Genomic DNA, 22,369 nt, shown 5'->3' with positions numbered 1-22,369 from the left:
CCGGCCCCGGCCCCGGTCCCGTCGGCTCCGGACCCGCCGGCCCGGACACCGCCACGCCGGACACCACTGCGGACGCCGCCCCGGCCGGGCCGCCCGCCGCCGCGTCGGACCTGACGAAGACGGGCGCCGCCGTCGGCGAACCGGCCGCGGCCGGCTCGGGAGCGCCCACCGCCTTCCTCGAAGTGCGCGACCTGAAGGTGCACTTCCCCACCGACGACGGCATCGTGAAGTCCGTGGACGGCCTCTCCTTCACCCTGGAGAAGGGCCGCACCCTCGGCATCGTCGGCGAGTCCGGCTCCGGCAAGTCCGTCACCTCGCTCGCCGTCATGGGCCTGCACCGGGCCTCCCGGCAGCAGCGCGCCAAGGTGGACATGTCGGGGGAGATCTGGCTGGACGGCAAGGAGCTGGTCGGCGCCGACCCGGACGAGGTGCGCAGGCTGCGCGGCCGCGAGATGGCGATGATCTTCCAGGATCCGCTGTCCGCGCTGCACCCGTACTACACGGTCGGCAACCAGATCGTGGAGGCGTACCGGGTCCACCACGACGTCGACAAGAAGACCGCGCGCAAGCGGGCGGTCGAGATGCTGGACCGGGTGGGCATCCCGCAGCCCGACAAGCGGGTGGACGACCACCCGCACCAGTTCTCCGGCGGCATGCGCCAGCGCGCGATGATCGCCATGGCGCTGGTCAACAACCCCGAACTGCTGATCGCCGACGAGCCGACCACCGCCCTGGACGTGACGGTCCAGGCGCAGATCCTCGACCTCATCCGCGACCTCCAGAAGGAGTTCGGCTCGGCGGTCATCATCATCACCCACGACCTGGGGGTGGTCGCCGAACTGGCGGACCAGCTGCTGGTGATGTACGGCGGCCGCTGCGTCGAGCGCGGCCCGGCGGAGAAGGTCTTCTACGAGCCGCAGCACCCGTACACCTGGGGCCTGCTGGGGTCGATGCCGCGCATCGACCGCGAGCAGACCGAGCGCCTGATCCCGGTCAAGGGATCACCGCCCAGCCTGATCAACGTCCCCGGCGGCTGTGCCTTCAACCCCCGCTGCCCGTACGCGGACCTCCCCAAGGACAACGTCACCCGCACGGTCCGCCCCGAACTGCGCGAGGCCGGCGGCGGAGGACACTTCGCCGCGTGCCACCTGGCGCAGGAGGAGCGGGAGCGTATCTGGACCGAAGAGATTGCGCCGAAGCTGTGACCGAGACTGAAGAGACCGGCGTCGCCGCCGGCACGACGGACGGGACCGACGGGAGCGCGGACGCCGCGCCGCTGCTGAAGGTGCGCGGCCTGACGCGGTACTTCCCGATCACCAAGGGCCTGCTGAAGCGGCAGGTGGGCGCGGTGCAGGCGGTCGACGGCATCGACTTCGACGTCCGGCCGGGGGAGACCCTGGGCGTGGTCGGCGAATCCGGCTGCGGCAAGTCGACGATGGGCCGGCTGATCACCCGGCTGGACGAGCCGACCGGCGGCTCCATCGAGTTCGAGGGCCGGGACATCACCCATCTGTCGCCGGGGCGGTTGCGCCCGATGCGCCGCGACGTACAGATGATCTTCCAGGACCCGTACGGCTCGCTGAACCCGCGGCACACCATCGGCGGCATCGTCGGCACCCCCTTCCGCCTCCAGGGCATCGAGCCCGAGGGCGGGGTGAAGAAGGAGGTGCAGCGGCTGCTGGAGCTGGTGGGCCTGAGCCCGGAGCACTACAACCGCTATCCGCACGAGTTCTCCGGCGGCCAGCGGCAGCGCATCGGCATCGCGCGGGCGCTGGCCCTCAAGCCCAAGCTGGTGGTGGCCGACGAGCCGGTCTCCGCCCTGGACGTCTCGATCCAGGCGCAGGTCGTCAACCTGATGGACGACCTCCAGGACGAACTGGGCCTGACCTACGTCATCATCGCGCACGACCTGTCCGTCATCCGGCACGTCTCGGACCGGATCGCGGTGATGTACCTCGGCAAGATCGTGGAGCTGGCCGACCGGAAGTCGCTGTACGACACGCCGATGCACCCGTACACCAAGGCGCTGCTGTCGGCCGTTCCGGTGCCCGACCCCAAGCGGCGCACCCAGCGCGACCGCATCCTGCTCACCGGTGACGTGCCCTCGCCGATCAACCCGCCCTCGGGCTGCCGGTTCCGTACCCGCTGCTGGAAGGCGACCGAGGTGTGCTCGACCACCGAGCCGCCGCTGGTGGCGCTGCGCGGCGGCCACAAGGTGGCCTGCCACCACCCGGAGAACGTGCCGGAGAGCGTCGGCGCGGGCACCCCGGGCGCCGCGGGGAGCGGCGGCTGAGCCGGCGGACACCCAGGCGTACGGGCCGGTACGGAGCGGGCGGTAAGGCCGCCTCCGTACCGGCCTCCGCGCGTCCGGGGCCGCCCTTGACCGGCCGGTTTTGCCGACCATAGATTCAGCGGCGCCCCGGCGGCGCCCGCCGGCCGGTCCCCTGGAGGTAGTGCCTTGTCCGCGCAGCAGGAAGCCCACGACGCCGACGCCACGGCCCCCGACCCCGCACTGACCGCCTACGCGGCGGTCGCGGCGGACTACGACACCATCGTCGAGGACCCGTACCTGCTGCGCTGGGTCACCTTCTACGGCAAGCTCGTCGAGCGGTACGGGCCGGCCGGCAAGCGGCTGCTGGACGCGGGGTGCGGCACCGGACGCGGCACCCTCGCCCTGCGGGACCGCCTCGGGTACGCGGTGACCGGCTGCGACCTGTCGCCGGAGATGATCGAGGCCGCCCGCGCCAAGCCGGAGGCGGCCGGCACCCCGTTCTTCGTCGCCGACCTGCGGGACATGCCGGACCTCGGCTCCTTCGACGTGGTCACCTGCATGGGCGAGCCGCTGGCCTACCTGGCCGGCGAACAGCTCGCCACCGCCTTCGCGGGCCTGGGCCGGCAGCTCGCGGACGCAGGCATCGTCGTCTTCGACATGACCACGCTGGGCAGCTTCCGGCGCGACTACGCGGTGACCAAGGTCGTGGACCGGGACGGCCGGTTCGACGTATGGCGGGGCGGGCCCGTACCGGTCGAGCCGGACGGGGTCGTGGACGTCACCCACGACTACTTCGCGCGTACGGGTCCGGGGGGTCCGGGTGACGACACCTGGCGCCGGGTGTCCTCCCGGCACCTCTACCACCACCACTCGGACGCCACGGTGCGCCGGGAGCTGGCCGCCGGGGGGCTGCGGCTGATCGCGGCGCACGGGGTCGAGGGCCGCAAGCTGACCGACATCCCGGACGAGGATGCCTGCCGCAAGATCCTCTATGTGGCCGGAAAGCAGGAAAAGCAGTCCGATTGAGACGCCAACTGGCCAGCGTGGCATGACAAGTTGGCAAAGTTCCAAGTGAAAACCGACAGCAGAGTGCAGAGTCGGCGCGGTTGTTCACCAGACGGCATCCGTGTGTTCGAAGGGACGGCTCATGGCACTCTCCCGTTCAGCACGTCGCCCCGCTCGTCTGCTCCCGCTGGCCACCGCGGTGGCCGCCGCCTTCTCCATCGCCGCGGCCCCCGCCGCCTCGCCCGGCGCCCCGGGCGTCGGCGACCCGTACTTCCCGAACCTCGGCAACGGCGGCTTCGACGCCCTGCACTACGACCTCGGCGTCCGCTACGAGCCCGCCACCGGCCGCCTCGACGGCCGTACGGAACTGACCGCGCGCGCCACCCAGGGCCTCAGCTCCTTCCACCTCGACCTCCAGAAGCTGGCGGTCACCTCGATCGAGGTGGACGGCAGACGCGCGAAGTTCAGCCGCTCCGGCGACGAGATCACCGTCACGCCCGAGCGGCCCCTGGAAGAGGACGAACGATTCACCGTCCAGGTCGTCTACGGAGGCGTGCCGCTGCCGCTCAGCGGGCCCATCGTCTTCGGCTCCGACTACGGCTGGATGAAGACCGACGACGGAGTCTTCGTGGCCTGCGAGCCCAACGCCGCGTCCACCTGGTTCCCCTCCAGCGACCACCCCGGCGACAAGGCCACGTACGACATCCGCATCGACGCGCCCGAGGGCCTGACCGGCGTCTCCAACGGGCGGCTGGTCGACCGGTACGACGAGGACGGGCGCTCGCACTTCCACTGGCGGGAGCGCAAGCCGATGGCGACGTACCTGGCGACCGCCACCATCGGGAAGTTCGACGTCCGTACGGGCACCACCCCCGGCGGCGTCCCGATCTACGTCGCCACCGACCCGAAGCTGCCCACCGGGACCGTCGACGTCTACGGCGTCACCGCCGCCGCCACCGACTACTTCGCGCGGGTCTTCGGCCCGTACCCGTTCGAGGAGACCGGCGCGATCGTCGACGACATGCCGCAGGCGAACTTCTCCCTGGAGACCCAGACCAAGCCGGTCTACTCGGCCGTCCGCAGCGAGTCGACCATCGCCCACGAGGTCGCCCACCAGTGGTTCGGCGACTCCGTCACGCCGCGGAACTGGCAGTACATCTGGCTCAACGAGGGCTTCGCCTCGTACGCGCAGTGGCTGTGGGACGAGCACAAGGGCACCCGCACCGCGGCTGAGGCCTTCCGCGCGGCCCACGCGGCCCGGCCCGCCGAGTCGGACTTCTGGAAGGTGAAGGTCGGCGACCCGCAGCGGGACACCATGTTCGCCTCGGCGGTCTACACGCGCGGCGCGATGACGCTCCAGGTGCTGCGCGAGCGGATCGGCGACCGGGCGTTCTTCAAGCTGCTGCCCGCGTGGACGAAGCAGCACCGCTACGGCAACGCGGACACCCGGCAGTTCATCGCGCTGGCGGAGAAGATCTCCGGCCAGCGGCTCGGTGGCCTCTTCCACACCTGGCTCCACACCACCGGCAAGCCGGCGCTGCCCTGACGCACCGCGCACCGGCGGGCCCGCGCGGCGGAAACCTTCCGGCGCGCGGGCCCGCCCGCACGGCGCGGCGGATCATGTCACGTACCGTCGAAAGTGGTACGAGCGACGGAAGGGGAGGCGGATGAGCCTGACCGGAACCCCGTTCTTCGTGGTGCTGGTGATCGCGACGGTGCTCGCCGTCCTCGCCACGCTGCTGCTGTGGGGCAGAGTCCGGGGGCCGCATCCCCTGCGCTGGCTGGCCAGAATCCTCCTGATCGGCCTGTGCCAGCTCACCGCGATCTGCGTCGTCGCGGTCGCCATCAACAACAGCTACGGCCTCTACGCCTCATGGGACGACCTGCTCGGCACCGAGCAGGACGCGATCGCCATGCCGGGGCCGCCGGTCGGGCGCGCCAAGTTCAACGACGGTCCGAACGGCATCAAGGACACGTACTTCCGCGGGGCGAAGTCCCAGCTGTCCGGCCAGGTGATGGTCTGGACACCGCCGCAGTACGACGACCCGGCGTACCGGAAGACCAGGTTCCCGGTCGTGATGCTGCTGCACGGCGTGCCCGGCTCACCGCAGTCCTGGCTCGAACAGGGCGGTATGCCCGGCGACCTCCAGCAGCTAGTCGACGGCGACGCGGCGCACCCCTTCATCCTCGCCATGCCCGTCGTCAACCCCGGCAGCGTGGACACCGACTGCTCCGACACCCCGCACCGCAAGACCGCGACCTGGATGGCGACCGACGTCACGGACCTGATCCGCCACCACTTCCGTACCGCGCCGGGGCCGAAGAACTGGGGACTCCTGGGCTTCTCCACGGGCGGGTACTGCGCGGCCAAGCTGCCGCTGCAGTACCCGAAGACGTTCGGCGCGGGTGTGGCCTTCGACCCCGACCCGCTGACCGGCGACCCGGACGTGCTCACCGATCCGGCGCTGCGGCAGCGCAACAGCCCGCAGTGGCTGGTCCGGCACGCCAAGGCCGACGTGGGGCTGTTCCTGGCGACCTCGGCACAGGACCCGATCAGCCCGCCCGCCAACATCGAGCGCTTCAAGAACGCCGCCGAAGGCTCCAGGACCCGGGTCAAGACGCTGGTGCTGCCGACCGGCGGGCACAACTACGGGACGTGGACGCGGATGTATCCGGCGGCCTTCGGGTGGCTGAGCCAGGAGCTGGAGGCGCCGCGGCCGGCGGCGTAATACGGGGTCAGCGGTGCTGCCCGGTGCGGCGGACGTGCACCGTTCCGCTGTCCAGGTCCACCCGCACGGGCGGGTCCTGCGCCGGCCTGACGTTCTTGCGCACGCGTTCCTGTTCCATGGCGCGCTTGACGGCCTGGGCCCCGGGGGAGGCCTCCTGGACCAGGTCGGCGCCGATGGACGACAGACGCTTGGTCTTGCGCCAGTAGATCCAGCCCCGGGCTTCCATCGCCAGCAGCACACGGTCCGCCAGGAACACCGCGGGGATCACGAGCAAGACCGAGAACGGTAAGAACGCACTCATGGGCAGGAGCCTACGTCGATGTCCCCCCGCGCGGCGCCTCCGCCGTATGGGGGAGGCGGATCGTCCTCCGGTCCGATCCCCGTGTGCCGCGGACCCGGAACAGTGGTCCCCATGAAGATCAGCGGAACGCGTGCGACTGCGGTGCGGACGGCGGGGGGCCGCCCGTGACGGTCTGGCTCCTGTCGTTTCCGGCCTTCGCGTGTCTGCTGGCCCTGTCCGCCCTGGTGGAGAGCGCATGGCGGTGGCTCACCGGGCTGGGCGTGCTGCCGTGGCTGCGCAGGCGCTCGGGGCCTTCGCTGTCGAGCATCGCCTTCGACGAATTCACGGCGGTGGTGAACGGGAACAAGGCGGCGGAGCTGGAGCAGCGGCGGGTGGAGCTGCTGCGGCGGGACGACGAGAGCGACGGCGCACCGCCCTGCTCCCGTATCGACCTGACCGGGGGCACGGCGTTCATCGTGGTGCCGGAGGAAGCAGCCGGCCCGGGCGCTGGCCGGGACGGTGCCCGCGGGGGCCCGCGCGCCAGCCGGGCCCGCCCTAATTCCGCGGCTTGAGCTGCTGCGGGCGCGGCAGGTGGAAGCCGAAGTAGACCGCCGCCATCCGGAGCGCGAAGACCAGTCCGGCGCAGACCACGGCGGCGATGTCGGCGCGCACCTGGAGGTGGTGCAGGCCCAGGTAGGAGGCGGCGCCGGCGAGCGCCGCGATGGCGTAGACGTCCTCGCGCAGCAGCAGCGGGGGGAACTCGCCGCACAGCACGTCGCGGATCACCTCGCCCGCCACGCCGCTCATCACCGCGAGGATGATCACGGCCAGCGGCGTCGCGCCCGCCGCGATGGCGGCGCGGGCGGCGATGACGGTGACGACGGAGAGCCCGACCGCGTCGACGACCAGCAGCGACTTGCGGGGCAGCTGCCAGTACCGCAGATAGATGATGGTGCCGACGCTGACGCAGACGATCAGCGTGAGCAGGACCCAGTCGTGGGTCCAGTACAGCGGATGGTCGTCGAGGATCAGGCTGCGCAGGGTGCCGCCGGAGGTGGCGGCGGCGAAGGCGAGCACCAGGCCGCCGAACGGGTCCATGTTGGCGCGGTACGCGGCCAGCACCCCGCTCGCGGCGAAGGCCGAGATGCCGACCAGGTAGAGCACGTGAAGCATGGGCCCATGATCTCAGGCCGCCGGGGTGCGGCGCGCGGGCCGGACATGACCAGGGGCGCGGCCCGTGAGCGGTTGAAGGAAAAAGGGTCTACCGGTCAGTAACAAATCCGTGTAGCGTGCCGCGCATGGCACAGGTGACCATAGGTAACAGCGAATTCGACCGTGACACGGCGGTCGTCCGCCGGGCCCCCGGCCACTACGAGGCGGACCTCTCCGCAGGCTGGACGATCATCCACGCGGTCAACGGCGGCTACCTGCTCGCCCTGATGGGCCGCGCCCTCGGCGACGCCCTGCCGCACCCGGACCCCTTCTCGGTCACCGCGCACTACCTGACCGCCTCGGTCCCCGGCCCCGCCGTCATCCGTACCGAGGTCGTCCGCACCGGCCGCACCATGTCCACCGGTACCGCCACCCTCGTCCAGTTCGAGGAGGACGGCAGCGAGGTCGAGCGGCTGCGGGTGCTCGCCGCGTACGGCGACCTCGACACCCTCACCGACGACGTACGGACCACCGCCAAGCCGCCCGCCATCCCCCCGTACGAACACTGCCTGGGCACCGAGAACGCGCCTGGAGGGCAGCCCGCCGTCCCCGGCAGCACCGCCATCGCCGACCGCCTCACCATCCGGCTGGATCCGGCCACCTGCGGCTGGGCCGTCGGCGCGCCCTCCGGCAACGGCGAGATGCGCGGCTGGTTCGGCCTCGCCGACGGCCGCGACCCCGACCCGCTGTCGCTGCTGCTGACGGTCGACGCGCTGCCGCCCACCGCCTTCGAGATCGGCCTGACCGGCTGGGTCCCCACCGTCGAGCTGACCACCCACATCCGCCGCCGCCCGGCCCCCGGCCCGCTGCGCGTCGCCATCACCACGCGCAACCTGGCGGGCGGCTTCCTGGAGGAGGACGCGGAGGTCTGGGACAGCGCGGACCGACTCGTCGCCCAGTCCCGCCAACTCGCCCGCGCTCCCAGGTCCGCCTCCACCCTGGCCTGAACCGCTCTTCCAAAGGGGGCGCGGCGGCCCCGGTGACGTGCCAGACTGATCACATGGGGGACATGGCACTGAGCATCGACGAAGGCACCGGTGAAAAGACGGTCGTCTGGCTGCACTTGGCCCCGGCCGGTGCCCACGGTACGAACGGCGCGGCGCGGCCCGCGGAGCCCGAGAAGCCCGAGGAGGGTGACGACGCCGGACTGGAGCTGCCGGACGGCTTCGGCCACTCCCGCCCGGTCAGCGTGGACGGACGGGTCGCCCGGGCGCTGACCCGGGGCGGCGAGACGCTGGAGGGCGCCCTGCGGCCGCTGGGCGCCGTCCTGGGCAGCATCCACCGTTCGCTCGCCGCCGGCGACCACCGGCCGGACGAGGTCACGGTGGAGTTCGGCGTCACCCTCGGCTCGGACCTGAGTCTGGGGGTCTTCTCCGGCCAGGGCGAGGCCAGCTTCAAGGTCTCCGCCACCTGGAACCTCGGCAGCGGCAGCACGACCTGAGGACGGCATGGTGGTGTCCGGCGTGGATCAGCCGCTGTTCCGCTCCTTCGTCTCGGTACGCGACACCGGAAGGGCCGTGGGCGCCGGCGTCCTGCTCGCCGACGACGCCGTGCTCACCTGCGCGCACGTCGTCAACAGCGCGCTGGGCCGGAACCGTTACGACCAGACGCCGCCCGGCCCGGGCCAGGCGGTCCGCGTCCGGCTGCCGCACGTCGCGCCCGACCGGGACCTGACCGCCCGGGTGGAGCCCGCCCTGTGGAGCCCGCCGCGCGCGACGGCGGCGGCCGGCAGCGGACCCGTACCGCCCGGCGCGCACCTCCACCACGGCGACCTGGCCGTGCTCCGCCTGCCGGGCCCCGCGCCCGCCGGGGCCGAGCCCGCCCCCTTCCTCCCGCACGCCTACGGCAACGAGGTCATCGCCCTGTGGGCCAGCGGCCATCCGCTGCCCACCGTGCGCGCGGTGCCCCGGGTCTCCGCGCCGCCCTGGGTGGCGCTGGACGTGGTCGGCGGCACCGAGGTCAGGGAAGGGTTCAGCGGCGGACCGCTGTGGGACCGCGACCGGCAGGCCGTCGTCGGACTCGTGGTGGCCGATCTCCAGACCCCGGCCGGCGCCCGGCAGCCCCAGGCCGCCGCCACCCTCTACGCGATCAGCGTCCCGGCGATCGAGGCCGAGCTGCCCGAGCTGCCGCCGCCCCTGGTGCCCACCGCCCGGCGCGGCGTCCAGCAGCTGCTGGCCGTCCTGGAGACGATTCTGACCACCCCGGACGCGGTCCGCGGCTGCGAGGAGCTGCTCGCCTCCCGGCTGCTGCGGCCGTCCCTGGGCCCCGGCGCCGACCTCGACCGGCTGGTCGGCCTGGCCGTGGGCGTCCGGCGCGGCGTGCCCGAACTCCTCCAGGCCGTACGGGAGATGATGCCGGCGGGCAGCGGGCCGCAGTGGGAGCGGCTGCGCAGGGTCGCCCGCGCCGTCAGCCCCGGCGAGTCCCTGACCCGCAAGCAGCAGCGCGACCTGAACGGCCTGCTGGCGCACTGCGGCCGTACGGACCCGCGCCAGCTGCTCGCCGACGTCCTGCCGCACGCCATCGAACTGCCCGCGGTCACCGGGCTGGCCGACACCCTCGACGTCCTGGAGGGCTTCGAGGCCCAGGGCGCGCAGCCCATGCCGCCGCTGCTGCAGGGCGTGGTGCGGATCGGGGTCGACGAGAGCGAGGCGGGCGCGTACCCGGCCGAGGACCTGGCGGCCTGGACGGAGCGGACCGCCCTGCGGCTGGGCGTCGACGTGGCCGCCGTACGCCAGTACACGGCCGATGTACGGGGCTACCGCGCGGAACGGGCACGGGCCGCGGCGGAACACCACACCCGCCGGTCATCGCATCCCACGGACCACCACGCCGCCCGTAACGCGGCTCACCACGACACGCGGCCGCCCGCCGGCTGGGCGGGCGTCGGGAGCGCCGCGGTGGGCATGGCGCCGCTGGGCACGGCACCGGTGGAGGCGGGTCCGGCGGACCCGGCTCCGGTGGGCCCCGCCCCCTCGGCGAACGGCAGCCGCCCGTCCCGGTACGGGACCGAGAGCGGCGCGCGGCTGTCGGAGGTGCCGCGCGTCCAGGTGGAGCTGCTGCCCACCGCCACCGGGCGGCACTACACGTACCAGGTCTGGGCGTGGAGCGGCGGCGACGCCCCGCACCACCTCGTCCTCGCCCGGGACACCGAGGTGACCAGCGAACAGGTCGTGGACGACATCCACCGGGTGCTGGTCGAGGAGATCCGCGAGGACCCCGAACCCGCCCTCGTCGAGTTCTTCCTGCCCGCCGCCTGGCTCGGGCTGCCGGTGGACCGCTGGGAGTCCTTCGACAGCGACGAGGACGGCCCCTTCGGACTGGGGTTCACCCGCCGGGTGGTGATCCGCACCGCCCGGCGTTCGCGGGAGAGCTACGCCGGGTGGAAACGGCGCACCGCCGCCCTGGACACCGCCCGCAGCCTCGTCCTGGACCACGGCAGCACCGACCGCAAGGTGGCCCGCGCCCGCCTGGAACTGCAGCCCGAGGTGGGCACGGTGATCGTCTGCTGCGAGCCCCGGCACCACGGGGCGCTGCTGCGCCAGTGCGTCCAGGCGGGCGTCCACACGGTCCTGTGGCACCGCGAGGAGCACGGCGAGAGCGTCGCGGCGGGCCTGCTCGAACTGGTCGAGGGCGGGCACCACACCCAGCTCCCCGAGACCGTACGGCTGGAGCGGGCCAAGGCGGTCGCCGAGGCCGCGTCCACCGGCCACCGGGGACGCCAGCTCTCCCTGATGTACGACGCGCCCGACCACCGGCCACCGCAACTGGCCCCGGACGCCTGGGTACTGACCCAACCATGACCCACCGGTGACCCAGACGTGACGCAGCAGCTGAGCAAGGACGAAGGAGAACGACCCGTGGCCCGACAGAGCACACCCGACCACGGCCCGGAAGCCGGGCCGGAGCCCGAGGGCTGGTGGGTGTTCCGCGGTCCCGCGCCGCTGCCGGCGGCGCCCCCGTGGCGCTACTTCGCCGCCGCCCGCAGGCGGGCCGAGGCGCCCGCGCCGTACCTGATGGACCGCAACGAGGTGTCCGTCGTCAACGCCGCCCTGCACCTGCACCGCCCGCTGCTGGTCACCGGCCGCCCGGGCACGGGCAAGAGCTCGCTGGCCCGCGCCGTCGCCGCCGAGCTGGGACTCGGCGACGTCCTGCGCTGGTCCGTCAACTCCCGCTCCACCCTCGCCGACGCGCTCTACCGCTACGACGCGGTGGGCCGGCTGCGCGAGGCGTCGCTGCGCCGCGAGCGGGAGGCGGCCCGTACGGCGCCGCGCCGGCTCAAGGACCACCGCGGCTCCTTCACCACCGACATCGGCCACTACCTGCGGCTGGGCCCGCTCGGTACGGCGCTGGCCGCCACCGACCGGCCCCGGGTGCTGCTCGTCGACGAGCTGGACAAGTCCGACATCGACCTGCCCAACGACCTGCTGGTGGTGCTGGAGGAGGGCGAGTTCGAGATCCCGGAGCTGGCGCGGCTGTCCGAGCAGCACCAGGACGTGCACGTACTGACCGACGGCAGCCGGGAGCGGGTACGGGTGCACCGCGGCGTGGTGTCCTGCGCGCACTTCCCGGTCGTGGTGATGACGAGCAACGGCGAACGGGAGTTCCCGCCCGCCTTCCTGCGCCGCTGCGTCCGTCTGGACCTGCCCGACCCGACCCCCGAGCGGCTGCGCCAGATCGTCGCCCACAACCTGGGGCCGCAGGCGCTCACCGAGGCCGAGGACCTCATCGACGGCTTCCTCCAGCGCTCCAAGACCGAGACGCTCGCCACCGACCAGCTGCTGGCCGCCGTCCACCTGCGGATCACCGGTGCCGACCTGACCAAGGACGAGCTGCTCGCCGCGGTCATGCACCGCCTGGACGAACCCATGTCGCCATGATCGACCGGCTGCGGCAGCTCCTCGCGGGCCAGGGCTACGACCTCGACGCGGGCGAACTGCTGGACGTCCTGTGGCTGGCCCGCGCGGTGCGCGAGGGCGAGCGCCGCTCCGCGCTGCCCGCACCGGAGTCCGCGCGGGACACCGGACCGGATGCGTCCTCGGACGAGCCCGGTCAGGCGGACCCGGCGGGCGCGCCCGAAGATGCTTCCGGCGGTGGTCCGGGGGAGGCGGGCGGTACGGACGGGCCGCGCGCGGACGGTGCGCCCGGCGGCCTGCCCGGCGGCGCCCCCGCGACCGTACTTCCGTCGCAGCGTTCCCTGTACGCGATGGGCAGCGAGGGCGGCAGCGCGCTCAGCCGCCGGGCCCGGCCCGCCCGCGCGCCCGGGCGCCGCGCGCTCGCCAGGCCCCAGCACCTGTCCCGGGCCCTGCGCCCGCTGCGCAGGTTCGAGCCGCACCCGCACCGCCGCGTGACCGACGTGGAGGCCACCGTCCGGCTCGCCGCCGAGACCGCGCTGTTCGACGTCGTCTCGCGGCCCGACCAGGAACGCCGCTGGTCCGCCGTGCTGCTGGTGGACGAGGCGCCCTCGATGCAGGTGTGGAGTCAACTGGCCGGTGAGCTGCGGTCGGTGCTGGACCGGGGCGGCATCTTCCGCAGCGTGCGGGTGTGTGCCTTCGACCCGCGGGACATGGCCGTCCTGGGCCGGCTGCCGTGGGCCGCGGGCCCCACCCTGACCTTCGTCCTCACCGACGGCACGAGCCCGGGATGGCGGACTCCGGACGCGGCGCGTGCCGTACGCCGCTGGGGCCGTTACGGGCCGGTGGCGGTGCTGCACCCGCTGCCGCGGCGGCTGTGGCGGGGCACCGCGCTGGACGCCCAGCCCCGGCTGCTGACCTCCCCGGTGGAGTTCGCCGGCGCCGACCGGACCAGTGTGCTCGACCCGCTGACGGGCGAGCCGGACCCCGAGGCCGAGGAGCCGGGCACGGTGGCGCTGCCCGTCGTCCCGCTGACCCCCGGCGGGCTCGGGCAGTGGGCCGCGCTGCTGACCCGTCCCGGCGTCCCGCACCTGATCGACACGGTGCTGCTGGGCGAGGAACCGGAGCAGGACCCGCCACGGCCCGCCGGCTCCGCCGAGGACCTGGTCGCGCACTTCCGCGGCGCGTTCTCGCCCGAGTCGTACCGCCTGGCCGTACGCCTCTCCGCCATCAACCCGCTCACCGTCCCCCTGATGCAGCTGGTGCGCGCCGCCACGATGAGCGACGCCGGACCCACCCAGGTCGCCGAGATCCTCCTCGGCGGCCTGCTGGAACGCGTCGCCGCCCCGCGCGGGGCGCGGTCCCTCGGCGGGTTCGGCGGGCCGCTGGGCACCGGCTCCGGCCAGCCCGTCTACGACTTCCGGCCCGGCGTGCGCGAACTCCTCTTCAGCGGTCTCGGTACCCAGCAGTCGCTGGCCGTCGTGGAGGCGGTCGGGCGTGCCCTGGAGCCGTACATGGGCCGGCTGCCCGACTTCCCGGCCCTGGTCGCCGACGACACCGGGGAGATGCGGCTCCAGGAGTCGGCGCAGGCGTTCGCGGTGCTCGCCAGCCCGGTGCTGGAGCGGCTGGGCGGCAGTGTGCCGGGGGTGCCGGAGGCAGGCGGTACGGCTCCGGGGGCCGAGGACGGGCTCCCGGACAGCCGTGGCGGAACAGCCGAGGTGGGCACGTTCGCCGACGCCGCCTTCGTGGCGGGGGGTGAGGAGCCCGCCGCCGGGGACACGCTGCCCGCCGAAGACGGTCCGCCCGCCGAAGAGCCCTCCGGTGCGGAGCCGGAGCCCGCCGCGTACCCGTCGGGCGCCCGGCCCGCCCCCGTACTGCCCGCCGAGGAACTGCGCGAGCCGCTGCGCTTCACCGTGCTCGGGCCGGTCGGGCTGTGGCGCGGCGACCAGCGGATCGACATCGCCTCCCGCCTGGACCGGGCCCTGCTCGCGGCCCTCCTGCTGCGCCACGAAGGCGTCGCCTCCGAGGCCGAGCTGCTCAACGCGCTCTGGGGCGGCGACCCGCCGCGCAGCGCCCGTTCGATGCTGGACCACAGCATCGCGCGGCTGCGCAAGGCCCTCGGCGAGGACGAGCACGTCCTGGTCCGCGAGCGTGTCGGCTACGCTCTGCGCGCGGACGCCGGGACCGACATAGACATGGACCTGGAACGTGCCGAGGGGTACGAACGCGCCGCCCGCGCCGCCCGGGACGCGGGGGAGTGGGAGCGCGCCCGCATGCTGCTCGACGCGGCCCTCGGCCTGTGGCGCGGCGAGCCGCTGGCCGGACTGCCCGGCCCGTACGCGCAGTCCGAGCGGCTCCGGCTGACCGAGTGGCGGCACACCCTGGCCGAGGACCGCATCGAGTGCGACCTGTGGCTCGGCCGGTACGACGAGGCCCAGACCGAGCTGTCCGAACTGCTCGCCCGCTCCCCGTCCCGCCCCCGCCTGCGCGAACTGCTGGCGCTCGCCCGCGACCAGGGCCGCACGGGACGGACCGACTCCGCCCCGCGGCCCCCGCGCGAACCGCTGCGCATCACCGTGCTCGGGCCGGTGCGCATGCTGCGCGACGGGGTGGACCTGGCCACCGGCTCACCGCAGCAGCGCGCGCTCCTCGCCGTACTGGTCCTGCGCGCGGGCCGCGTCATCTCCGAGGACGACCTGATCGACGCCCTGTGGGGCGACGACCCGCCGAACGCCGCGCACGCCGCCCTGCGCACCTACGCCTCCCGGCTGCGCAAGGCCCTCGGGCCGGACGCGGACGTCCTGGTCGCCGAGGACGGCGGCTACGCGCTGCGCCGGACCGCCAGGACCGACCTCGACGTGGACCTGCGCCGGGCCGACGACCTGGTCGCCGTGGCCCGCGACGCCCGCGCGGCCCAGGACTGGGACAGCGCCAGGGACCTGCTGGACGCGGCCGTCGCCCTGTGGCGGGGCGGTCAGCCCCTGACGGGCCTGCCGGGGCCGTACCTGCGTGCGGAGTCCCGGCGGCTGGCCGACCGGCGGCGCACCCTGGTCGAGGACCGCACCGAACTGGAACTGCGCCTGGGCCGGCACGCCGCCGCGGAAGAGGCGCTGACCTGGCTGCTGTACCTGGACCCGGCCCGCGAGCGCACCCGCGAACTCCTCGCGCGCGCCCTGGCCCACGACGAGCCGGTCTCCCCGGGGCTGCGCAGCCTGCTGCGGGCCGGCCGGTACGGGCCCCGGCAGGACCGCGCGGGCGGCGGCCGGACGGCCGAGCTGGGACGGCTGGCAGATCACCTGACGCGGCAGCGGCCCACGGTACGCAACGTCGGCGTCATCTCCGGGGGTGCGGGCGTCGGCAAGACGAGCCTGGCGGCGCGGGTGGCCGACGCCGTGCAGGACCGGTTCCCGGACGGGCGGCTGTACGCGATCATGCCGGCGGACGGCGATCCGGAAGCCGCGGTACCGCGCCTGGCCGCCGTACTGCTGCGCCAACTCGGCTACCAGGACGAGGAGATCCCCGCCGACGGCGCGGAGCGGGTGGCGTTCTACCGGTCGGCGATCGGCGCGCTGCGCCTCGTCGTCGTCCTGGACGAGGTGCGCGCGATCGGGCCCTTGCTGCCCCTGCTCCCGGATGCCACGGGCGCCGCGCTGGTCGTCGGCCGCGACCGGCCGCCGGCCGGCCTGACCGGTGTCCTCTCCCTCCACCTGGAGTCCCTGAGCACCAGCGACGCGCTGGAACTCCTCGCGCTGCGGGTGGGCGAGGAACGGGTCGCGGCCCGCCGCGCGGTGGCCCGCGCGGCGCTCGAAGCGTGCGGCTGTTCGGAGGCCGCGGTCGAGGCGGTGGCGGCGGAACTGATGCTGGACGGTCCGGCGGACCGTACGGCGGCCGAAGTCATGATCAACAACACCGCGCTGCGCCTCACCCACGACCTCGCCCCGCCGGCGCTCGCCGCCTTCCGGCTGCTGGCGCTCCCGCACGGCCCCGACCTGCCGGCCGCCGCCGTGGCCGCCCTGACCGGCACCGAACCCGCCGTCGCCCAGGCGCACCTGGAGACCCTGGTGCGCACCGGCCTGCTCAAGACCCCGGCCCCCGGCCGCTACCGGCACCGTGAGGCGCTCGCCCCGCTCGCGTACGAGGAGCTGACCCGCCACACCGCGCAGGAGGACCGCGACGCCGCGCTGTCCCGGCTGCTCGACTGGTACCTCGTCACCGCCCACCGGGCGTACGGCCTGGACGCGCCCGGCGCTCTGCTGCTCGACCGGAGCGCCGCTCCCGCGGAACCCGTGACGGCCCTCCCGCTCGCGGACCGCAGGGCGGCGTCGGAATGGTGGGCGGCGGACGGGACCGGAGCGCTGGCCGTCGTCCGGCAGACGGCGGGACTGCGGTCCGGCTCCTACGTCGCCCGGTGCGCCGACACCCTGCTGCTCCTCGAACCGCTGCTGGGCACCGGGCTCTTCACGGGCCGGTACGAGCAGGCCGCGGTGGCGGTGATCGCCCGGGCCGGCACCGGACGCGACAACAAGCGCGCGGAGGCGCGGGCCCGGCTGGCCCGCGCCCGCGCCTGCCTGGCGGCCGACCGGTTCGCCGACGCGGAGGACGAGGCCCGCCGCGCATACCGGCTGGGCCTCGACGCGGGCGACCCGGTGACCAGCGGCCGGGCACCGCTGGTACGCGGCAGCACCGCGGTCGCGCTCCAGCGGCCCGACGCCGAGCAGCACTTCACGCTGGCCAGGAGCCACTGCCAGGTGCAGGGCGACCGGCTGGGCGAGGCCGCCGTACTGGTGGAGCGCTCCCGGCTGTGCGTCCGCGACCGGAAGGCGGAGCAGGGCGTCGGGCTCGCCCGGCAGGGCGTGGACATCTACCGGGCCGCGGGCCAGGGACAGCGCCTCGGTACGGGGCTGTACTTCCTCGCCGTCGCCCAGGCCGAGGCGGGCCGCCACGAGGAGGCGCTGGCCGCTCTCCAGGAGGCGCTGCCCCTCCTGAACGAGGCCGGGCAGCGGCTCTGGGCGGGCCTGGCCCAGCTGCGTACCGCCGAGTCCTGTCTGGCCACCGACTGGGCGGACGGCGCCGTACGGGCGGCGGAGGAGGCGGTACGCCTGTTCGCGGTGGCGGACGGCGGACGGCGGGCGGCCGACGGGCTGAGCCTGCTGGCGCACGCGCTGGAGGCCCAGGGCCAGCAGGCCCGGGCCCAGGAGCGCTGGAGCGAAGCGCTCAGCCTGTACGAGACGCTGAACGTGACCGGCCTGGACGGACCGCGGTTGCGGCCGCCGCTGGAGCCGGGCGGGGCGTAGGGGTACGCGGTCCTACGCCGTGAACGCCGTGAGCAGCGCCGTCAGTTCCGCGGGCGCGTCCTCCTGCACGAGGTGCCCGGCCCCGTCGACGAGACGCAGGCGGGCGCCGGGGATCATCGCCGCGAGGTCGTGGGCCAGCGTGGCGGGGTTCCACGCGTCCTGCGCACCCCAGGCGACCAGCGTCGGCACCGAGACCTTGCGGTACTCCTCCTGCGTGAGGTCCGCGGTGGCGTCCAGCCCGTTCTGCTCGATCTGCCGGTAGAAGGCGGGCTGTCCCTGCTCCGTGCACCACGGTTCGACGAGCTGCTCCAGGACGGCCGGGTGCATGCCGGGGCTGCTCGCCGACGAGATGTACTCCGTCACCAGCGCCCGGTGCAGGGCGGGAGGCAGCTGCGCGAAGACATCGGGGTGCTCGCCGAGCAGGCGGTACGTGGGGGAGCCCCAGCCGGGCAGGGTGGTCGGGCCGACGAGCGCGAGGCGCCGGTAGCGCGCGCCGTGCACCAGGTGGGCCCGCAGGGCCACGTAGCCGCCGAAGTCGTGGGCGACGACGATGGGTTCCCGGTCGGTGCGCCCCCAGTGGGTGAGCAGTTCCGTGAACACCTCCGCCTGCCGGGGCAGGGACACGTCCTGGCCTGCGGCTTTCTCGGACGCTCCGTAGCCCGGCAGATCCCAGACGTACACCTGGAACCGTTCGGACAGCGCCCGTGCGACACCCCGCCAGACGTAGGAGGAGAACGGTGTCCCGTGCAGCAGGACCAGGGGCGGTGCCCCGTCCTCGCCGAGCGTGGTCCAGCGCACTTCGCCGGAGGTACTGCGGTACGTACGGTCCAGAAGCCACTGTGTCATGACCGTAAGCGTAGACACTCCTTACTGGGGTGTCGAGGGGTGTCGAGGGGTGTGCGGGGCGGAGGCGACGGACGCCGAAAGCCGGGGAGTGCGGCCGAGCCCCCACGCGCCCGGCATGCGCCCCCGCGCCTGCTCGTAGAATCGTTCGCACCATGGTTTACCTCGACCACGCCGCCACCACCCCGATGCTCCCGGAGGCGGTGCAGGCGATGACCGCCCAGCTGACCGTCACCGGCAACGCGTCCTCGTTGCACGCCGCCGGCCGGCGGGCCCGGCGCACCGTCGAGGAGGCGCGGGAATCCCTCGCCTCCGCGCTCGGCGCGCGCCCCAGTGAGGTGGTCCTCACCGCGGGCGGCACCGAAGCCGACAACCTCGCGGTCAAGGGCCTGTACTGGGCCCGCCGGGACGCCGACCCGGCCCGTACCCGCGTCCTCGCCAGCCCCGTCGAGCACCACGCCGTCCTGGACGCCGTGGAGTGGCTCGCCGAGCACGAGGGCGCGCGGGTCGAGTGGCTGCCCGTCGACGGGTACGGACGGGTGCACGCCGACGCCTTCCGCGCGGCGGTCGCCCGCAATCCCGACGACGTCGCGCTGGCCACCGTCATGTGGGCCAACAACGAGATCGGCACGGTCATGCCGGTCCGGGAACTGGCCGAAGTCGCGGCGGAGTTCGGCATTCCGCTGCACGCCGACGCGGTCCAGGCGTTCGGGCAGCTGGAGGTCGACTTCGCGGCCTCCGGCCTGGCCGCGATGACCGTCTCCGCGCACAAGATCGGCGGACCGTACGGCGTCGGCGCGCTGCTGCTGCGCCGCGAGTACGCGCCCGTACCCGTCCTGCACGGCGGCGGCCAGGAGCGGCAGGTGCGCTCCGGCACGCTGGACACCCCCGGCATCGCCGCGTTCGCCGCCGCCGCGCGGTACGCCGTCGAGCACCGCGAGGAGTTCGCCCGCGACATCGGCGCCCTGCGCGACGACCTGGTCAAGGCCGTACGGGCCGCCGCCCCGGACGCCGTCCTCGGCGGCGACCCCGACCCGGCGGGCCGCCTCCCCGCCAACGCGCACTTCTCCTTCCCCGGCTGCGAGGGCGACTCCCTGCTCCTCCTCCTGGACGCCCAGGGCATCGCCTGCTCCACCGGCTCCGCCTGCACCGCGGGTGTCGCCCAGCCCAGCCACGTCCTGCTCGCCGCGGGCATGGACGCCGACCTCGCGCGCGGCACGCTGCGCTTCTCCCTCGGCCACACGACCACCGAGGCGGACGTGGCGGCGGTGGCGGAGGCGATCGGTCCGGTGGTGGAACGGGCGCGGAGCGCCGGGCTGAGCTGAGGGCCGGGTTTGCGGGCCGAGGTCCGGACCTCGGGCCCGTCAGATCAGGTCGAGCGCGGCCTGGAGCAGCAGCCGCCAGGTCGGCTCGGCGCCGGTGCCGAAGGCCGCGGCGAGGGTGTAGCCGATCGCGGCGTCCTCCCGCAGCGGCGGTGCCACGTCCGGATGCCAGTCGGCCCAGACGTGGCCGGTGCCGTCCGAGGAGAAGTCCGCGATCCGGCGGCCCTCCTTGACCAGCCGGCTTCCGTTGGGCGAGTCCGGGAGGAGCCGGTAGACGGCGCCGCCGTAGATCACCTCCACCCGGTGGGAGCGCCGGGTCAGCCGCCCCTTGGCAGGGGTGAGGTGCGCGGGACGGCCGTCGACGGACAGATGGAGGTACGCGCCCGCGCGGGTGCCGACCGGCACGTGCGCGGCGGCCGGTGCGCCCGGCGCGCGCCGCAGCTCGGCCGTCGCCACCCGGTCGCCCCGCACCGTGAGCAGGCCGGCGTCACCGACCAGGTCCAGCTGGACACGGCCGAAGACGCGGTCCTCGGCGAGGCCGGGCCGCCGCCCGGTGGCTGTGTTCCGGCCGGTCGGCCGGGTGACCGGGGCTCTGTCGTACGCCATGAGGGGTCCGTTCCACGAGGGGCGCCGCGTGGCGCCCGGACGCCCCGGCGGCCCGCGTCACGCCCCCGGCGTGGGGGCCGGCCGGCGCAGCTCGGCGCGCACCAGGTCCAGGTACAGCTTCCAGTTCCAGTGTGGTCCGGGATCGGTGTGATCGGTGCCCGGTACCTCCACATGGCCCACGATGTGCTGCCGGTCGGCGGGGAAGCCGTAGCGGCGGCAGATCCCGGCGGTCAGCCGCGCCGATGATGCGTACATGGCGGCCGTGAAGGAGGCCGGGCGGTCCACGAAGCCCTCGTGCTCGATGCCGATGCTGCGCTCGTTGTACGCGCGGTTGCCCGCGTGGTACGCCACGTCCAGCTCGCGGACCGTCTGCGCCACCGCGCCGTCCTTGCGCACCACGTAGTGCGCCGCCGCGCCGTGCAGCGGGCTCTGGAAGACCCGCAGGGCGTCCGTGTAGCCGCCCTGGACGACGTGGATGACGACCCGGTCGATGGTGTAGTCGTCCGGGCGGTCGGCCTGCCGCCAGTTCGCCGGGGCGGCCGGGACCCAGCGCGCGCCGCCGTAGTCCACGGCCCCGTCGGTGCGCGGCTTCTTGCGGCCGGGCAGCCGCCACCACCAGCGCAGCAGGTCGTCGTGGACCGCGTACGCGGCGGCGCCCGCCAGGGCCGTGCCCGCGCCGCCGAGCAGCAGGGCCCGTCTGCTGAAGCCCTGGCCGGCTGATCGCCCGGATTCCCCCGCGTCTCCCATGCGCTGCACAACGCTTGGGAGCCTGTCGGTGGTTCCGTCTACCCTGGAAGGGTTATGACGACTGACGCTCCCCGCCGCCTCCGCGTGCTCGCCGCCATGTCCGGCGGTGTCGACTCCGCCGTCGCCGCCGCCCGTGCCGCCGAGGCGGGCCACGACGTGACCGGCGTGCACCTCGCGCTCTCCGAGAACCCGAAATCCTTCCGCACCGGAGCCCGGGGCTGCTGCACGATCGAGGACTCGCACGACGCGCGCCGCGCCGCCGACGTCATCGGCATCCCGTTCTACGTGTGGGACCTCGCCGAGCGCTTCCGTGAGGACGTCGTCGAGGACTTCTTCGCCGAGTACGAGGCCGGCCGCACCCCCAACCCCTGCCTGCGCTGCAACGAGAAGATCAAGTTCGCCGCGCTGCTGGACAAGGCGCTCGCCCTCGGCTTCGACGCGGTCTGCACCGGCCACTACGCCACCGTCGTGGAGCACCCGGACGGCAGCCGTGAGCTGCACCGCGCCTCCGACATGGCCAAGGACCAGTCGTACGTCCTCGGGGTCCTCGACGACCAGCAGCTCGCGCACGCCATGTTCCCCCTCGGCGACACCCTCACCACCAAGGCCGAAATCCGTGCGGAGGCCGCCCGGCGCGGCCTGTTCGTCGCCAAGAAGCCGGACAGCCACGACATCTGCTTCATCGCCGACGGCGACACCCAGGCGTTCCTCGCCAAGCGGCTCGGCACGGCCGAGGGCGACATCGTCGACGAGTCCGGCGCGAAGCTCGGCACCCACGAGGGCGCGTACGGCTTCACCATCGGCCAGCGCAAGGGTCTGCGCATCGGCACCCCCGCCCCGGACGGCAAGCCGCGCTACGTCCTCGACATCTCCCCGGTCGACAACACGGTCACCGTCGGCCCCGCCGAGGCCCTGGACGTGACCGCGCTCACCGCCGTCCGCCCCCGCTGGTGCGGCGCCGCGCCGTCCGGCCCCGGCACCTACACCGCGCAGCTGCGCGCCCACGGCGGCGAGACCGAGGTCACCGCCGAGCTGGTAGACGGCGAGCTGCGCGTCGCCTTCGCCGAGCCGGTCCGCGGCGTGGCTCCCGGCCAGGCCGTCGTGCTGTACGACGGCACCCGGGTGGTCGGCTCGGCGACGATCGCGACGACGGACCGGGCGCGCGCGGTCGCGTAGCGACCATGGCGCTCACCGCGCGCCGCGCGGTGA

18 protein-coding genes are annotated in these 22,369 nt (G+C 74.2%); 13 read left to right on the top strand and 5 right to left on the bottom strand.

Annotated features, from left to right (window positions below; translation table 11 throughout):
• Positions 1 to 110: 110 nt before the first annotated feature.
• The 5 genes from OEIGOIKO_RS12660 to OEIGOIKO_RS12640 all read left to right on the top strand — a co-directional run bounded on the left by OEIGOIKO_RS12660 (position 111) and on the right by OEIGOIKO_RS12640 (position 6,006).
• Positions 111 to 1,205, top strand: coding sequence for an ABC transporter ATP-binding protein (locus OEIGOIKO_RS12660; RefSeq protein ID WP_125058657.1), 1,095 nt, complete (start codon positions 111 to 113; stop codon positions 1,203 to 1,205).
• Complete coding sequence (locus OEIGOIKO_RS12655) at positions 1,202 to 2,293, top strand: ABC transporter ATP-binding protein (RefSeq protein WP_125054128.1); 1,092 nt, start codon at positions 1,202 to 1,204, stop codon at positions 2,291 to 2,293. Before OEIGOIKO_RS12660 ends, OEIGOIKO_RS12655 begins: the two co-directional genes overlap by 4 nt.
• 165 nt (positions 2,294 to 2,458) lie before the next feature.
• A complete protein-coding gene (locus OEIGOIKO_RS12650) occupies positions 2,459 to 3,298 on the top strand; it encodes a class I SAM-dependent methyltransferase (RefSeq protein WP_125054127.1) in 840 nt (279 codons plus the stop codon).
• A 121-nt stretch (positions 3,299 to 3,419) separates the two neighbouring features.
• Positions 3,420 to 4,823, top strand: a complete 1,404-nt coding sequence (locus tag OEIGOIKO_RS12645) for a M1 family metallopeptidase (RefSeq protein ID WP_125054126.1) — start codon at positions 3,420 to 3,422, stop codon at positions 4,821 to 4,823.
• Between the two features lie 121 nt (positions 4,824 to 4,944).
• The gene (locus OEIGOIKO_RS12640; protein WP_125054125.1) at positions 4,945 to 6,006 is read left to right on the top strand and encodes an alpha/beta hydrolase; all 1,062 of its coding nucleotides are present in this window, start codon (positions 4,945 to 4,947) and stop codon (positions 6,004 to 6,006) included.
• Between the two features lie 7 nt (positions 6,007 to 6,013).
• On the opposite strand, the gene OEIGOIKO_RS12635 is transcribed toward OEIGOIKO_RS12640, so the two are convergent.
• On the bottom strand, positions 6,014 to 6,307 hold the full coding sequence (locus tag OEIGOIKO_RS12635; RefSeq protein ID WP_125054124.1) for a hypothetical protein: 294 nt from the start codon (positions 6,305 to 6,307) through the stop codon (positions 6,014 to 6,016).
• Positions 6,308 to 6,471: 164 nt separating this feature from the next.
• On the opposite strand from OEIGOIKO_RS12635, the gene OEIGOIKO_RS12630 reads away from it, so the two are divergent.
• Positions 6,472 to 6,858 (top strand): DUF6191 domain-containing protein, encoded by a 387-nt coding sequence (locus OEIGOIKO_RS12630; RefSeq protein ID WP_125054123.1) that lies wholly within the window; start codon positions 6,472 to 6,474, stop codon positions 6,856 to 6,858.
• On the opposite strand, the gene OEIGOIKO_RS12625 is transcribed toward OEIGOIKO_RS12630, so the two are convergent.
• On the bottom strand, positions 6,842 to 7,459 hold the full coding sequence (locus OEIGOIKO_RS12625) for a trimeric intracellular cation channel family protein (RefSeq protein WP_125054122.1): 618 nt from the start codon (positions 7,457 to 7,459) through the stop codon (positions 6,842 to 6,844). The two genes, OEIGOIKO_RS12630 and OEIGOIKO_RS12625, sit on opposite strands and share 17 nt — an antisense overlap.
• 125 nt (positions 7,460 to 7,584) lie before the next feature.
• Here OEIGOIKO_RS12625 and OEIGOIKO_RS12620 point away from each other — a divergent pair, with 125 nt between their 5' ends.
• Genes OEIGOIKO_RS12620 through OEIGOIKO_RS12600 form a run of 5 tightly spaced genes read left to right on the top strand, consistent with a single transcriptional unit; the run spans position 7,585 to position 17,642 of the window.
• Complete coding sequence (locus OEIGOIKO_RS12620; protein WP_125054121.1) at positions 7,585 to 8,445, top strand: thioesterase family protein; 861 nt, start codon at positions 7,585 to 7,587, stop codon at positions 8,443 to 8,445.
• A 53-nt stretch (positions 8,446 to 8,498) separates the two neighbouring features.
• Positions 8,499 to 8,939, top strand: a complete 441-nt coding sequence (locus OEIGOIKO_RS12615) for a CU044_2847 family protein (RefSeq protein WP_125054120.1) — start codon at positions 8,499 to 8,501, stop codon at positions 8,937 to 8,939.
• A gap of 22 nt (positions 8,940 to 8,961) precedes the next feature.
• The gene (locus OEIGOIKO_RS12610; RefSeq protein WP_246177323.1) at positions 8,962 to 11,298 is read left to right on the top strand and encodes a VMAP-C domain-containing protein; all 2,337 of its coding nucleotides are present in this window, start codon (positions 8,962 to 8,964) and stop codon (positions 11,296 to 11,298) included.
• Between the two features lie 57 nt (positions 11,299 to 11,355).
• Positions 11,356 to 12,375: an AAA family ATPase gene (locus OEIGOIKO_RS12605; protein WP_125054118.1), complete on the top strand. Its 1,020-nt coding sequence runs from the start codon at positions 11,356 to 11,358 to the stop codon at positions 12,373 to 12,375.
• Complete coding sequence (locus OEIGOIKO_RS12600; protein ID WP_125054117.1) at positions 12,372 to 17,642, top strand: SAV_2336 N-terminal domain-related protein; 5,271 nt, start codon at positions 12,372 to 12,374, stop codon at positions 17,640 to 17,642. Before OEIGOIKO_RS12605 ends, OEIGOIKO_RS12600 begins: the two co-directional genes overlap by 4 nt.
• Before the next feature lie 12 nt (positions 17,643 to 17,654).
• On the opposite strand, the gene OEIGOIKO_RS12595 is transcribed toward OEIGOIKO_RS12600, so the two are convergent.
• Positions 17,655 to 18,488, bottom strand: coding sequence for an alpha/beta fold hydrolase (locus OEIGOIKO_RS12595; RefSeq protein WP_125054116.1), 834 nt, complete (start codon positions 18,486 to 18,488; stop codon positions 17,655 to 17,657).
• A 152-nt stretch (positions 18,489 to 18,640) separates the two neighbouring features.
• Here OEIGOIKO_RS12595 and OEIGOIKO_RS12590 point away from each other — a divergent pair, with 152 nt between their 5' ends.
• Positions 18,641 to 19,810, top strand: coding sequence for a cysteine desulfurase family protein (locus tag OEIGOIKO_RS12590; RefSeq protein WP_125054115.1), 1,170 nt, complete (start codon positions 18,641 to 18,643; stop codon positions 19,808 to 19,810).
• Positions 19,811 to 19,849: 39 nt separating this feature from the next.
• Here the strand turns inward: OEIGOIKO_RS12590 and OEIGOIKO_RS12585 are convergent, their stop codons facing one another.
• Positions 19,850 to 20,413 (bottom strand): PhoPQ-activated pathogenicity-related family protein, encoded by a 564-nt coding sequence (locus tag OEIGOIKO_RS12585; protein ID WP_246177322.1) that lies wholly within the window; start codon positions 20,411 to 20,413, stop codon positions 19,850 to 19,852.
• A gap of 57 nt (positions 20,414 to 20,470) precedes the next feature.
• Positions 20,471 to 21,160, bottom strand: coding sequence for an N-acetylmuramoyl-L-alanine amidase (locus OEIGOIKO_RS12580; protein ID WP_125054114.1), 690 nt, complete (start codon positions 21,158 to 21,160; stop codon positions 20,471 to 20,473).
• Between the two features lie 54 nt (positions 21,161 to 21,214).
• On the opposite strand from OEIGOIKO_RS12580, the gene mnmA reads away from it, so the two are divergent.
• Positions 21,215 to 22,336: a tRNA 2-thiouridine(34) synthase MnmA gene (gene mnmA, locus OEIGOIKO_RS12575; protein ID WP_125054113.1), complete on the top strand. Its 1,122-nt coding sequence runs from the start codon at positions 21,215 to 21,217 to the stop codon at positions 22,334 to 22,336.
• Positions 22,337 to 22,369 lie beyond the last annotated feature (33 nt).

The organism is Streptomyces paromomycinus (assembly GCF_003865155.1).
Classification (GTDB): Bacteria; Actinomycetota; Actinomycetes; order Streptomycetales; family Streptomycetaceae; genus Streptomyces; species Streptomyces chrestomyceticus.
The sequence above is the reverse complement of the archived record's forward strand: the minus strand, read 5'-3'. Positions and strand labels throughout refer to the sequence as shown.